This window comes from Gracilinema caldarium, from assembly GCF_029265695.1.
Taxonomy (GTDB): domain Bacteria; phylum Spirochaetota; class Spirochaetia; order Treponematales; family Breznakiellaceae; genus Gracilinema; species Gracilinema caldarium_A.
Genome location: NZ_JAJUHW010000023.1, coordinates 1 through 13,569 on the forward strand (window position 1 = coordinate 1; position 13,569 = coordinate 13,569).

Annotated in this window: 15 protein-coding genes; 10 read left to right on the forward strand and 5 right to left on the reverse strand. The window is 49.0% G+C overall.

Features of this window, described 5'->3' with window-relative positions:
- The 4 genes from Q7P68_RS08575 to Q7P68_RS08590 all read left to right on the forward strand — a co-directional run.
- A partial coding sequence (locus tag Q7P68_RS08575) for an early set domain-containing protein (RefSeq protein WP_304224800.1) occupies positions 1 to 1,690 on the forward strand: 1,690 nt, incomplete at its 5' end.
- Between the two features lie 21 nt (positions 1,691 to 1,711).
- Entirely contained in the window at positions 1,712 to 2,179 is a 468-nt protein-coding gene (locus tag Q7P68_RS08580) for a hypothetical protein (RefSeq protein WP_304224801.1), read from the forward strand.
- Positions 2,180 to 2,664: 485 nt separating this feature from the next.
- Positions 2,665 to 2,922 carry a type II toxin-antitoxin system Phd/YefM family antitoxin gene (locus tag Q7P68_RS08585; RefSeq protein ID WP_304224802.1) on the forward strand — a complete coding sequence of 86 codons (258 nt, stop codon included), beginning with the start codon at positions 2,665 to 2,667 and terminating at the stop codon, positions 2,920 to 2,922.
- The gene (locus tag Q7P68_RS08590) at positions 2,915 to 3,172 is read left to right on the forward strand and encodes a Txe/YoeB family addiction module toxin (RefSeq protein ID WP_304224804.1); all 258 of its coding nucleotides are present in this window, start codon (positions 2,915 to 2,917) and stop codon (positions 3,170 to 3,172) included. The genes Q7P68_RS08585 and Q7P68_RS08590 overlap by 8 nt, the downstream gene beginning before the upstream one ends.
- A 15-nt stretch (positions 3,173 to 3,187) precedes the next feature.
- On the opposite strand, the gene Q7P68_RS08595 is transcribed toward Q7P68_RS08590, so the two are convergent.
- Together Q7P68_RS08595 and Q7P68_RS08600 are read right to left on the reverse strand one after the other, a co-directional pair.
- Complete coding sequence (locus Q7P68_RS08595) at positions 3,188 to 3,871, reverse strand: bifunctional nuclease family protein (protein ID WP_304224805.1); 684 nt, start codon at positions 3,869 to 3,871, stop codon at positions 3,188 to 3,190.
- 20 nt (positions 3,872 to 3,891) lie between these two features.
- A complete protein-coding gene (locus Q7P68_RS08600) occupies positions 3,892 to 5,019 on the reverse strand; it encodes a polyprenyl synthetase family protein (protein ID WP_304224806.1) in 1,128 nt (375 codons plus the stop codon).
- A 66-nt stretch (positions 5,020 to 5,085) separates the two neighbouring features.
- Here Q7P68_RS08600 and Q7P68_RS08605 point away from each other — a divergent pair, with 66 nt between their 5' ends.
- The gene (locus Q7P68_RS08605; RefSeq protein ID WP_304224807.1) at positions 5,086 to 5,706 is read left to right on the forward strand and encodes an SAM-dependent methyltransferase; all 621 of its coding nucleotides are present in this window, start codon (positions 5,086 to 5,088) and stop codon (positions 5,704 to 5,706) included.
- A gap of 11 nt (positions 5,707 to 5,717) precedes the next feature.
- On the opposite strand, the gene Q7P68_RS08610 is transcribed toward Q7P68_RS08605, so the two are convergent.
- Complete coding sequence (locus tag Q7P68_RS08610) at positions 5,718 to 5,921, reverse strand: PIN domain-containing protein (RefSeq protein WP_304224808.1); 204 nt, start codon at positions 5,919 to 5,921, stop codon at positions 5,718 to 5,720.
- Between the two features lie 151 nt (positions 5,922 to 6,072).
- Positions 6,073 to 6,324, reverse strand: a complete 252-nt coding sequence (locus Q7P68_RS08615) for a hypothetical protein (protein ID WP_304224810.1) — start codon at positions 6,322 to 6,324, stop codon at positions 6,073 to 6,075.
- A gap of 133 nt (positions 6,325 to 6,457) precedes the next feature.
- On the opposite strand from Q7P68_RS08615, the gene Q7P68_RS08620 reads away from it, so the two are divergent.
- Complete coding sequence (locus Q7P68_RS08620; RefSeq protein WP_304224812.1) at positions 6,458 to 6,703, forward strand: DUF6364 family protein; 246 nt, start codon at positions 6,458 to 6,460, stop codon at positions 6,701 to 6,703.
- Positions 6,704 to 6,708: 5 nt separating this feature from the next.
- The gene (locus Q7P68_RS08625) at positions 6,709 to 7,134 is read left to right on the forward strand and encodes a PIN domain-containing protein (RefSeq protein ID WP_304224814.1); all 426 of its coding nucleotides are present in this window, start codon (positions 6,709 to 6,711) and stop codon (positions 7,132 to 7,134) included.
- Positions 7,135 to 7,141: 7 nt separating this feature from the next.
- On the opposite strand, the gene Q7P68_RS08630 is transcribed toward Q7P68_RS08625, so the two are convergent.
- Entirely contained in the window at positions 7,142 to 9,751 is a 2,610-nt protein-coding gene (locus Q7P68_RS08630) for a beta-mannosidase (protein ID WP_304224816.1), read from the reverse strand.
- Between the two features lie 132 nt (positions 9,752 to 9,883).
- Here Q7P68_RS08630 and Q7P68_RS08635 point away from each other — a divergent pair, with 132 nt between their 5' ends.
- The 3 genes from Q7P68_RS08635 (at position 9,884) to Q7P68_RS08645 (ending at position 13,569) form a co-directional block, all read left to right on the forward strand.
- Positions 9,884 to 11,050, forward strand: coding sequence for an ROK family transcriptional regulator (locus Q7P68_RS08635; protein WP_304224817.1), 1,167 nt, complete (start codon positions 9,884 to 9,886; stop codon positions 11,048 to 11,050).
- Positions 11,051 to 11,161: 111 nt separating this feature from the next.
- On the forward strand, positions 11,162 to 12,451 hold the full coding sequence (locus tag Q7P68_RS08640; protein ID WP_304224819.1) for an ABC transporter substrate-binding protein: 1,290 nt from the start codon (positions 11,162 to 11,164) through the stop codon (positions 12,449 to 12,451).
- Between the two features lie 203 nt (positions 12,452 to 12,654).
- Positions 12,655 to 13,569 (forward strand): carbohydrate ABC transporter permease, encoded by a 915-nt coding sequence (locus tag Q7P68_RS08645; RefSeq protein WP_304224820.1) that lies wholly within the window; start codon positions 12,655 to 12,657, stop codon positions 13,567 to 13,569.

Consider the following 13,569-nt stretch of genomic DNA (forward strand, 5'->3'; position numbering starts at 1 on the left):
AAAGTATAAGTTTATCGTAGACGGTACTTGGCTCTTCGATGCCAAGTCTCCTGACAAGACTGACGATGGTTTCGGTGGCTTTAACGGCGTGGTAGATATTGCCAAACTCGTGGCGGTAGAAAAGGCCAAGGCTTCCGGCGATTCCAGTGCCCTTGAAAAACTTATGGCCAGCCAGACCGGGCTCAAGTTCGGGACCTTTACCCAGGTAACCGCCCGGGGAAACTTTATTACCCGGAATATCGCTGATCCAGCCAAGAAAGGTTTTGAAACCGACTTTGTGGATGTTAAAGCAAAGTCCTACTGGAAACTCTCCGGTGAGCTTCTGAAAAACGTTCCTGCATATATTGAGTTACAAGCCTTTGATACTACAAAAACGCTATATGCAGTTGGTCCTACTGGAACAGTTACGACTAAAATTGAAGATGGACTTAACGATTTTGCTACCGGTATTTTGTTCTATCCCTTTAATTACCTGAAGGGAGGTACTCCTGAAGTTGGACACTTTAAAGTTGGTGTGAACAATGATTATGTAAACCTGGAAACCGCTAACAACTGGGCAAAACCTGCAAAACGGTCAACCATTCTGTGGACCACTGTAGCAGACAGTGATGCTAAGGATGGATATCTCCAGTTCACCAATGGCAAGGCCATCCAATCATTCGGTGATATTAAACTCGATGTCGGTGTTGTTCCCAACAAGACACTCAGTGCTCTTGGGCTCCGCACCTGGGTTGCTGGTACCTACATGGACGACTACACCGTAGAAATCCAGTGGGATAGTAAGTCCACCGCAGCCGAGCAGCTTGTGACCAACTATTTCGATGCCTTTACTGGTGACCTTATTGCCGGTGCCAAGGGTGTGTTTGGCCCTGTAACCGCTAAGGCTCAGATGCTCATGCCGGTTAGTTCAACAACTATTACCAAAGCCCTTGCCGCAAAGGGTGAAGTTACCTTTACTGCTACTATGTTCGGTATTACGGCGAACGCTGGATACTATGAGCCTAATGCAAGTATGCTTTATGGTGATAACGGCGGGCTGTCTGCAGGTAAATTTGTGGTGTATGCCAACCCTTATGTATCTATAGTAGACGGCGCCAAGGTTGGTATGGAAGTAACCAATACGACCACTTACGAGTTCAAATATGCTGACAGTAACACTACAAACCTGAAGCCCTATGTGAACCTGGATCTCCTTAAGGCCTTTGACCTCTACAATGCTACGGTAGATGCCTATGCTAAAATGGACCTCAACCTTGCAAGCGGTGTCGCTAGTTCCGACCAGTTCAAGTTTAACGAACTGGGCATACATGTTGGTCTCCCTGAACTGTCATCTCTTGACATTAACTATGGCCTCCAGATGGGTACTGTAAAGATGTTCAATACCCTTATTGCCACCGTTGCAACGAAGCCTGGCATCAATGTGCAGGCAGGTTTGGGACTTCGCACCACTAATGATAAGGCTACCCAGCTAGATAAGGACAAGAATGAACTCCTCGCCTTCAGTCTTGGCGCAAATTACAAGGTAGAAGCCATGAAAAACGGTGTTGTTTACGCTGCCTTTGTGTACAACATGGATCCCTATGAAGATGACAAGGATAACCTTGCTATGAGCGGTTACCGGCCTGACAAAGGAATTGATGACTTTGCTGGTTATGCTCGGTTCCGACTTGGCGTTAAGTGGGACTTCTAATTAAAAGAAGGAGATAGAAGCATGAAAAAGATACTATATGTACTTGCTGCCGCAGTTGCCCTCTTTGCAATTGCCGGTTGTTCGACCGGAATGCATGATGGAACACAAATGAATGTGACTACGGTGACTATTACTGGTCTCGATAGTTACACTGGTTATACTTATGAAGGAAAGACATTAGTTATCAATGGTCCTTTTAACGGATGGTCGGCCTGGACCACTGCAGCATGTCCTAGTGCTGTAGTTTCCAATGGTAGTGCAACATTCACCATTAATGAAATTATTTCAGATCCTCAGTTTGAATTTCTGATTGCACCTAGAACTCCTGAATCTACAGGTGATTATGATTGCGATTGGGCTTATAAAATTGGTGTAAAAGTAAATGGTGATAATGTTAAAATGGATAATAAATGGACTGGTCCAGTAACTGAACAAAAAATAAAAGGAACAATGTCTGCTAATGGGGATATTAGCTGGGATTACGAATAGAAATTGTTGATAAATACTATTAAAACATTATCTGTTAGGAAGTCTTAACCTTCTTCCTGACGTACTAGTGGACCAACCATCCGCTTCCGGGGCAGTCTGAAAGAGCTGCCTCGCACAACGGTTAGTGAAATGCAGAGAGTGTTTCAATAACTGTCATAGGCCTGGGGGCCGCGGACAATACAAATGGTTGTCCTGCGGGTCTCCAGCGCCTTCTTTGAATAAGCTAACTGACGGCTTTGGCGGTGCCAAGGCGCGGTCAGCAAACAGCCTGTTACAGGCTCACAATGTGGCAATTACCCAATCGGGTTTTGGGCGTTCTTGTACCGCCGTTGGCGGCAGGAAGTGTTTGGAACAGAGCGGGATTGCATAGGGCCTTTTTCATTAAGGAGGAGGACCGGGGACCCCAGACCCCTGGTTTTCCTCCTTATTTTTTTCTTGACTTTGTTTTGTATGTACAATATATTGTACAAGAGGTGATTGATAATATGAATGCAGTATCATTTTCTGATTTGCGTCAAAACCTAAAAACTTATTTAGATAAGGTTTTTCATGATCATGAAGTCCTTATTGTTACCCGTAAACATGACGAAAACGTGGTGCTTATTTCTATCGATGAATATAATAGTCTTATAGAAACAAACTATCTGCTCGGTAATACTGCAAATGCAAAGCATTTAGCCGAATCTATTGCACAATACGAAAATGGTTTTGTTCAAGAAAAAGAGCTTGCATTAAATGATTAAGTTATTTACCGATTTAGCATGGAAAGACTATGTGTATTGGGTAGAGACTGATAAAAAAATCTTAAAAAGAATAAATGAGCTTATAAAAGAAATAGATCGTACGCCCTTTGAAGGAATTGGAAAACCCGAACCATTAAAACAAAACCTTAAGGGTTTTTGGTCCCGCAGAATCAATCATGAACACCGCATCGTTTATAAGGTAGAGAACGATAGAGTCATATTCATCGCCTTTAGATACCACTACGAATAATTCTATTTATTTTTCCTAATCGTCCCCGAGGGATGCGAGGAGGTCCCGCAGTTTAGCGGCCCGTTCGTATTCTTCGTTGGCCACAGCCTGGTCGAGTTCTGCTTTAAGGGCTTTTCGCTGGGCTTCTTTGCTTTGGGCCTGGGCGGACTGTGGGGGCGAAAGGGGCATCCCTTCCCTCAAAAATTCGTCTTCTATGCCTTCGCTGCGGGGGCGGTTCCCCTCCTGCTGGTCATCGGCCAGGTTTTGGAGGTCCTCGGCGGCGCTGGCGGTGGCGGCGTCCACGATAAGGTTTACCGAGACGCCCGCTTCCTGGACTACCTGCTCGGAAATGTACACGGGGCATTTGAGCCGCACCGCCAGCGCCAAGGCATCGGATGGCCGGCAGTCCAGCGTAAACTCCGACTCGTCAATCAGAGTGGACTGGAGGACAAGCCGTGCATAGAAGGTGCCTTCCTTTAAATCGGTGATTTCAATCCGCAGGAGCTCCGCTCCCAGGTGCTTAATCAAACTGATCATAAGGTCGTGGGTGAGGGGCCGGGGGATGGTGACGTCCCCGAATCCAATCAGGATGGATTGGGTTTCCAATTGGCCGATAAAAATAGGAACCGCGATTTCCGAGCCGATGGGGCGGATAAGGACCGCATTGCCCTGATCTGTCCGGGCGATGGTCCAAATTTCTGCACGTACCAGGGTATACATGTGCTGCCGTCCTTTCCTGCTCAGCCGAGCAGGGCTACGAAATTAAGAAGCTGCCGGTGGGCCTCGGCGTTAATGGGGTAGCTCATAAAGGCTTCGGTTTCCAGGATCTGCATGGCCTGTTCAATGAGTTCCATACCCCGCTGGCGGGCCTCGGCGATAACTCCTGCCTGGTCCAGTTCCCCGATGAGTTCTTCAACTTCCTTGGCACTTGTTCCCTGGGCCCGGGCCGCGGAAAAACAGCGTTTAACAAATTCAATGCGGTTCGGGTTCTGATTCAGGAAAAGGATAACCGGGAGACTCTTTTTTCCTTCCACAATATCATCGCCCCGTTTTTTGCCCGGATTGCCTGTGGTCAGGTTTTTTACGTCGTCCAATATCTGGAAGCCTACGCCGAGGTTTTCTGCTGCAAGGCCTAGCTTTTCTGCAAGACGGCCCTCTTCCTGGAGCCGCCGTGCGAGCTCCGGCGCCGGTTCGGAGAGGTATTCATCAATCTGCAGGCCCTTCCTGATATCGTGCTTAAGACCTGCGCTGTATACCCCCAATTCTATGGCGAGCCGGGCGAGGACACCGGTTTTCATGCGGCACATGAGGTCGTATTCATCTAGGGATGGCAGGGATGAAAAGTTCTGGTGCCAGGCAATGTCCATGGCCTGGCCCAGGTGGATGCGCCTCAAGTGGAGGCCCCAGCATTGATAAATTCGGTTTTTTCGTTCCGCAGGGGCGTTCCAGTTTTGGAGCGAGGTAAGGCCCGTAAAATAAAGGAAGCTGCCCGCATTAAGGCCCCGGTCTAGGCCGTATAAGATGTGGATGGCCGGTTTTCCCCGCCGTTCATCGGAGCTGTCTTCTATGTCGTCGTGGATAAGACTCCCGTTGTGGGGAAATTCCACAAGGGGCACCAGGTCCAGGGCTGAGTCTCCGCCGCCCAGGGTCTGGCAGGTAAGGTCCATAAGGAGGGGCCGCCAGCGTTTGCCGCCCCGGTCTAAAAGATCCCGGCCGGGGGCGGTAAGTTCCTGTACCAGGCTGGTTTCGGGTATGGCTGGAAGGTCCGCAAAGGTCATACGGACCCATGCTTCGTCTGGTGTTTGGGGCAGGCTCTGGTTGAGTACCGCTTCTATTTTTTCGAGTCTCTCGTTATAGTATGTTTCCATACTTGTACTGTAATCTATCCGCCGTGAGTATGGAAGTAGGGGCGGGTTAATTTGTGGAGTAACACGATGGGTTCCTATGACACCTTGGATTATTGGTCACTCAAGGCGCAAAAAGAGGGCTACCCGGCCCGTTCGGTATATAAGCTTAAGGAAATGGATGAAAAATTTGGTCTTTTTAAGGGAGCGGTGAAGGGCGCGGGTTTTAAGGTCCTGGATGTCGGGGCTGCCCCGGGAAGTTGGAGCCTCTATGCGCTGCGCCGTATGGGTGGTTCTGGCTACCTTGTTTCGGTGGACCTCTCCCCCCTGTCTCGGGTGTATGATAAGGGGCTTTTTGACGCCTCCAATTTCTTTTTTATCCAGGGGGACATTACCGATGCGTCGGTGCGGTCCCAGCTTCTTGAGCGGGGGCCCTATCACCTGGTGATGAGCGATGTAGCCCCGGCCACGACGGGGAACCGCGCGGTGGATACCCTGCGGTCCCTGGCGCTGGTGGAGGAAGTGGTTGCCTACGCCGAAGCGTCCCTCGTTGTGGGGGGGAACCTGGTGGTTAAGGTCTTTCAGGGGGGGGATACCGCGGAGGTGCTGAAACGGCTCCGGAGTCTCTTTGTTACCGCCCGGAGCTTTAAGCCCGAGGCTTGCCGCTCCGAGTCCTTTGAAACCTACTACCTTGGGCTGGGGAAAAAATGAGTGGGGTGGTATTATGCAAGATTATCCCAAATTCGCAATCCTTCAATTTGCTTAAAATGGGTATCGAAGGTAATAAGCTTTGAACCCGTTTCTATTAAATGGGCGGCGATCCAAATATCATTTATGGGAAGCATTTTACCTTTTTTGTGTAAAGCGTTTTTAAGCTCCCCAAAGATTTCAGCAGTCTCTAATGATACATTTATAATTTTTATCATAGTTACGTCCGCCATAAAAACCGGCAAACAATTCGCCGATTACTACGGTGGACAAGTATATTTCTTCTGCTTCTACTAGATATTCTAAAACTTGTGTGTTGCCTGCCATGAATGCGCTATATGCATTTGTGTCGAGCAATATTTTTTTCATTTATTTCCAATCCGATATTTGAATGGTTTCGAAATCGCTGATTCGGGTTTCAAAATCCTTTTTTTCTTCATCTGACCATGTTCCGAATAGGTCTAAAAAGGAATCCCTTTTAGACACTTTTTTGTCGGTTTTTAATGTTTTCTGAAGAATGTATTTTATTGTTCTGTTCTGGCTATATCCGGTTTCATTGGCAATTTCTGTAATTTTTTGTTCAAGTTCAGCATCTATGCCATGTATAGTGATGGATTTCATAATGAACCTCCCAATGAACCATTACTAACTAAAATATAGTTCATGAATGAGGGAATGGCAATAAAAACTGTCGGCTGTATGGAGATATTTACATATACGTATTTTGTATTTATATTATACGTAGAGGTTAGATATGTTAAATAAATTGACCTTAACTATTGATGAATCTGTAATAGAGAAAGCAAAGGAATTTGCTCGTACTAAAAATAAAAGTGTTTCTCGAATTGTAGAAGAATACCTTCGTACTATTTCTTCGGGAAGTAAATCTTTCTCTTATTCTGGCAAATTAAATGCGCCCATTACTGATGGAATTATAGGAATGTTTAGTGATAATGGTCAGGATTATAGAACTCAGCTCGAAGAGGCTCTAACTGAATAATATTTATGATAAAGCGTGTACTCGTTGATACAGATATAATTCTTGATGTCGCATTAGCACGAAATCCTTTTCTAGAATCCAGCAAACTTGTTTTAGCCTTATTAGAAAACTACATCGCCGTTGGTTTTATTACTTCAAATGAGATTACAAATCTTTATTATATCCTCAGGAAATCGGGCGGCGATGCAAATGCAAGAAAATTTATTGCTGAAATTTTAAAATATCTCACCGTTATAACTGTTGAGCATGCTGATATTTTACACGCCTTAACATCGCCCATTGCTGACTTTAAAGATAGTGTTCAGCATAATGCGGCGTTACGTAATCAATGCGATTGTATTATAACAAGGAATCTGGATGATTATAAATATTCAGATCTTGCAGTATACTCACCCATAGATTTTCTAAGTCTTTATAAAGAAATAATATAATCCTCCCTCATTTATAGGTCTCCCGCAGGTGCCGGATGTGTAAGTTCTTTTGGCAATAATCTAGAGACGGGAGCGGCTGGCCCTTTTGTGGTACAAAACTGATAGAATAGAGGTTCCCGGGGAGCAGGGTCATCATGTTGTTTTCCCAGTGTCCCTTAAGGCCCGGAATATCTACGGCCACATAAAAGGCCGGGCGGTCTGCGGAAAGTTGGAGAACCAGTTCTGTTTCTCCTCTGTAATTTTTTGCCGTAAAGAGGTGGCTCTGAATGGTTGGGGTTTCCAGGCTGCACTGCTTGGGTGGGACTAGAAAGCTTGTAGTTTTGAGGCTCTTGTCCGGTTCATGGGGATCCCTGGCGCAGGAATCCCGCGGGAGTTCATCAATATGGAGTGTTCCCTGTAAAAAGACCCGATTGGGAGGAACGGCTAGGTCCTTAAGGGGGAGGCTCCACACCTGGCGGGCTCCCTCTCCTGCATCTTGTATTGGCACGGTTAATTCTTGAACGGTGAGGCCAGAAAAATCGATAAATGCGATGGTCACGCGGCCGGAAAGCACCCGGTCTGTGTCGTTGATGAGGTGCACCTGGATGATGCCATCCTTTACGAAGGAAACGAGGGCGATGGGGGCAAAGAAATGCCGGGCTGCGTAATGCAGGAGTTTCCATTTTCCGCCATATTCTATGGATGACCAGGACGCGACGGGCCAGAGGTCGTTGAGCTGCCAGTACAGGGCTCCCATGCAGATGGGCCGGTGGCTGCGCCAGTATTCCACGGCGGTTTTAATGGCCAGGGCCTGCTGGACCTGGCTCAGATAGAGCATGTTGGTAAAGCCTTCGGGAAAGCGGAAATAGCGGGAGAAATTTTCTATGATAATAGAATTTCCCCGGGGATTTTTTTGGTGATGTTCCATGACCGGCGATGTCAGATTTCTCTGGTCTTCGCTGCAGTAACTTGCGACGGTTTCCTCCGAGGGGAAGGACTGGTAACCGAATTCGGAGCAGAAACGGGGTGTTACGTCGTAGTAGGATTCAAATGGTTTGCCCTCGTGCCAGACGCTCCAATAGTGCATATCCCCCCGGCCGTCGGAGTGCCAGTTGTCGGAAAAGTCGTCGGGGCCTGCGGAGGGAGAACTGGGCCACCAGGGCCGGTCGGGGTCGAGGGCCCGGATGGTGCTGCCGACGGCGCCTTCGTTGAGCCGGTCGTAGTCGATAATATACCGGTCCCGGTTTGCCCGTGTTTCGGGGTACCAGGTCAGGGCTCCCACGTTTTCGTTGTTGCCGCACCAGAGGGCTATGCTGGGGTGTTCCTTAAGCCGCAGTACCTGGTAGCGGACTTCGCTGCGGACGTTTTCGAGAAAAGCCGGGTCTGCCGGATAGGTGGAACAGGAAAACATCATATCCTGCCAGACGAGGATGCCGAGTTCATCGCAGAGGTCATAAAAGATGTCCCGTTCGTACTGGCCGCCGCCCCAGACTCTGACCATATTCATGTTGGCCTGTACCATGTCTGTTAGAAGCTGCCGGTACCGTTCTGGGGTCTGCCTGCTTGGGAAAGCGTCCAGGGGTATCCAGTTAGCCCCCTTGGCCCATATATCCCGGCTGTTCACTCTGAATTTCATGGACCGGCCGGTTTCGTCATCCTCGGTAATGACCGTAAGGAGGCGGAACCCGATCCGCTTTGCGGCTTTTTGTGCCTCCTTGCGGTCCCCCGTGGCCGGATGTACTGCCGCTTCGATGGTGTACAGGCCCTGTTCGCCGTAACCGGCGGGCCACCAGAGTTGGGGGTTCTCGATAGAAAGGAATGCTTTAAGTTGATGTAATCCCGGCTCTTGGATTGTATACTCCTGGTGCTGTTCCGCTACTAGGTTGCCTTTCGGGTCCCTGAGGCTTACTTCGAGGACTAAGGGGTAGTTTTGTGTGGTACTGGTGACGGGACTGGAGGCCGGAAACTTATCCGGAATGCTATAGTGTACGGTAACCGGAATTTCCCAGAGGCCCTGGTCCTTCGCAATCGTTCTTGCCGAAAGAACATCGATTCTGCCGGGATAGGCGAAATCGAGGTAGCAGGCTCCGTATAGCCCCGATACCATGAGACAGGGTCCCCAGTCCCAGCCAGAGTGGCACTGGACTTTGCGGATCTGGTTGCGGTGGGGAGACTGTACGGGGTAGCTGCTGTGGGGAATCGGGTAGGGGAGGGCCTGTGCCCGTTCGGCGGCGGCCTTCTCTGCGGAATGGAAGTGGATCGTGAGCCGGTTTGTACCCGATTTAAGAAGTCCGGTTGCATCGAGTACGAGGGCGCGGAACATATTGTTTGTCTCGCCGAGCCGCTGCTCGTTCAGAAATACCTCGGCCACCGTATCAATGGACTCAAAAAACAGGTAAGGAGTTCCCTGTTCGAGCTCTGTTTCGCTCAGGGTAAAATCCCGTTCCAGGACCATGTCTTCCTGGTTGAGGAACTGGACATCCAGTTCCTGCGTTCCCTGGTAAGGGTCCGGTATGAGACCCGAGGCAAGGAGGGCGCTGTGGCTGTCGCCGGGGATGCTGCAGGGAATGTTCACCCTTCCCAGTACTGGAGATTCTAAATGCAGAGTCCAGGTTCCCGATAAATCAATCCGTGCCATATGCAGTGCCTCCCTGTCTGCGGTTCTCGCAGCCATTATACGTGTAAATAAAAAATTTTGCTTGACAGATTCTAATACTGGGAGTATACCATAGTTGATTGTATAAATCAACCAAGTAAAGGTGGTAAAACGGTGGCTCGCAGCAGTGGGATAGACCAGACTGAAAAGGCTCGGAACGCAGCCCGGATCATTAGAACTATCTGGAAAAATCCTCTCATCAGCCGCTATGAAATTGCAGAGCGGCTGCACCTGGAAAAATCTACCATTACTCACCAAGTCAGCAGACTCCTGGAATTGGGGCTTATCACCGAAATCTCCGAAGGCCAGGCAGGGCCCGCAGGGGGCAGAAAGCCTATCCATTTGGCGATTAACAAGGATTACGGCTATATCATCGGCATAGAGATGCAGGTAGAAGCCTATTCGGTTGTGGCGGTAAACCTGGCGGGGGAGGTCCTGCGTTTTAAAACTGCGGAGAAACTGATTACCCAGGAAAGTTTTATTCAGGATGTGCTGAATATCGCCATTGAGTTTGCCCAGGAAATGGGTGGCACCGAACGGCTCATCGGTGTCGGGGTCGGTATGGGGGGAATTATCGATTCGGACCGGGGAATTATCCACTATTCTATACCGCTGCACCTTACGAGCCCCATGAATTTTTCTGCCGCTATTGCGGAAAGGACTTCTATACCCTTCTTAATCGGCAATGATGCGAACTGCTGCTCCTGGGGCGAGCTGGCCTTTCATAAAGCAGACGGCTTAAAAAACTTTCTATTTGCCTTAGTACAGTTTCGCACCGGCGATGTGGCTTTGCAGGAATACGGCGGGGTTGGTGTGGGTTTTGGGATTGTGATTGATAGCAAGGTCTATACGGGGACCAATTTTACCGCCGGTGAATTCCGCAGCGCTTATTGGACCGAGGGCAACCGGGCCCAATTTTCTATTCCCTATGAAGAAATTATGACCGTTACTCGAAATCCTGCAATTTTGGAGCGTTTTGTGCGTGAAATGGGCCGGAACGTAGCCCTCTTTGTGAACACCTTTAATCTGAACAAGGTCTTTATTGGCGGAAATATAGAAGCCTACGATTTAGATGTCCCTGCAATTTTTACAGAAGAAATTAAGCGAAATTGGATGTACCCCATGCCGCCGGCCTGCGAAGTAAGCTATTCGACCCTGGGAGAAAAGGCTGTAGCCTATGGGGCTGCGGGTATGCTGCTTTACCGGATTTTTACGTCGACCCATTTGCCGGTCGACTCTGACAGTGACCAGGACCCGCTGGTGCTGTCCCTGCATTTGTAAAAAAATCATGACGACTGTCATGGTTTTTAATAAAAACCCCGTTGGGGATACGGTGCGGCAAGTGGATTACCACCTGTGCCATGGTACCGAAATACAAGAGGAGGTCTTTTTATGAAAAAGACTGTATTCGTCCTTGCAGCTTTGCTCGCTGCTTCTGGCATGCTTTTCGCCAGCGGACAGACTCAGACTGGTCAGTCAGGGTCAAAACAGGTCGTGGTAAAAACCATGGCCTACGGTGACAACTCTAACTCAGAAGGAGTTAACTGGGTTCGGATTGTCAAGGCTTTTGAAAAAGAAAACCCCAATATCAAAATTGATTACGAGCTGCTCTACGACGAGGCATATCATCAGAAAGTCGCTGCCCGTCTGGCCGCTGGCGATGTTCCTGCCCTGGCTTATATGGGCGCTGATGCCCGTTGGGGTGCCCCTTGGAAAGAAGCGAAACAGCAGTTTGATCACCGTCCCTATATCGATGCAAACTTCTTTGACCTCGCCCTTATCCCCCCAATGGGTCCCAACGGAGAAATTTTCGAGATTCCTCTTGGCACCAGCAACATCACTACTGTTCTATATATGAACGAAGAACTGGTCAAGTCCCTGGGCTTTAGCGAGCCGAAAACCTATGAAGACTTGGTCGCCATGGTTCCCAAGGCCCGGGCTGCGGGTCTCGATGTGGTATCCATCGATGGTGCTGACGGCTGGGCCTGGGGTTCCTGCCTCATGTCTGCCATTATCGCCCGGGTTTCTGGGGATCCGAACTGGGTATCCAAGGCGGTAGCCGGCCAGTACAAGTTCACCGATCAGGCCTTTGTGGATTCTCTCTCGCTGCTCCAGCGGATGGTCAAAGACGGAGTTATTTCCGATAAGTCGGTACTCGTCGATTACGGCGCCAACATTTCCAATTTCAGCAACAAAAAGGCCCTCTTCATGGTACAGGGTCAGTGGGCCGCTGGTTCCATCGATCCTGCGGTCGCTGAAAAGACCAAAATGATCGCCTGGCCCAAGCTCCCCGGAGAAAAAGCCAGCACCGCTGGCTCTGTCGCTGCGGCTATCCAGGTTGGATACGGTATTACCCAGGCTGGCGCCAAGGATCCCGCTGTTCGGGATGCAGCTCTGAAGTTCCTCAAATACTTCTATAGCTACGAGGAAACCACCCAGCGGCTCCGGGATGGCGCCATTGTGGCTCCAATCCTTAAGAACTATAAGGTTCCGGAAGACCTCCCCTCCATTGTAAAGCAGAAGGTAGGGCTTGCCCAAAAGGCTAAGAATACCGATGTTATCGACGCCTTCCTGGGCGGCGCACCCAACGATGCCTTGAATGCGGGCATGCAGAAAATTGTTGCCGGCACCGCGACCCCTGAACAGGTTGCTGCGGAAGTAGAAAAACTGCTTCGTAAATAACGAATGACAGGCGGTTGTGTCTCCGCTGCTGCGGAACATGACTGTCTGCCCAGAGCCGTATATCAGGGACTGGAAGGTCCCTGGAAGGTCCATGGTATACGGCTCTTTCGGGGGGCTGCAATATACCAGCGCCTTACATAGCTGTCATTGTAGCTCCATAAAAGGACCCCCCTGTATCCATCTCTATTTATGAGGAGTACGACATGAGAGGTCGTAACGGCAGAAACCTTCCAGCCTATATCGGCATGGTCGGTCCAGCTACCGCTATTTTTTTGTTTATTGTCGCCTATCCGATAGTGTATTCATTTTGGCTCAGTTTTACCGATTTTAACCCGAACAAGGGGGGCTCCTGGAATTTTGTTGGTCTGGAACAGTATGCAAAAATGGTGCAGGACCCCAATTTTTGGCATTCTCTTAAAAACAACCTCATTGTGGTCGCCGTATCGGTTTTTGGCCAAATCCCCATCGGCTTTGCCCTTGCCTATATTTTGTACCGGAAAATGGTGAAGGCTTCAGGTTTCTTCCAGTCCATGGTATTTCTGCCGAATTTCCTTTCCACTATCGTTATCGGTATTCTTTGGAAACGGATGTTTCAGGCTGATGGGCCTGTAGCGCGCTTTATTCAGATAGTAACCCAAAATCCACAAGCCCAGTTCGATATGATGCTGAGGGCGGAAACCATAATGTACCCCATCGGTTTTGCACTTATTTGGATGTACACCGGTTTGTATATGGTGATTTTTCTTGCCAACCTGCAAAAGATTGACAACGGTATGATCGAAGCGGCCCAAATTGATGGAGCTAATGAGTTTCAGATATTTACTCGAGTCATCGTTCCGGTCCTTTCGGGGACAATTCTTGTGTCCAGTATTCTCGCCATTGCAGGATCTCTCCGTGGCTTTGACCTTATCTTTGCTATAACCACCCAGGGGCTCCAGCGAAATAACGCCATGGTGCTTCCCATTTTTATGTATCAAACAGCCTTTCAGGATTACAACAATCCCTCCCGTTTTGCCTACGGCGCGGCAATTTCCAACGCGATTATCATCATCAGTGTATTGCTTATTCTCTTAAGCAATTTTATCGGCAAGAAACTGAATGCCGGGGAGGAATACTAA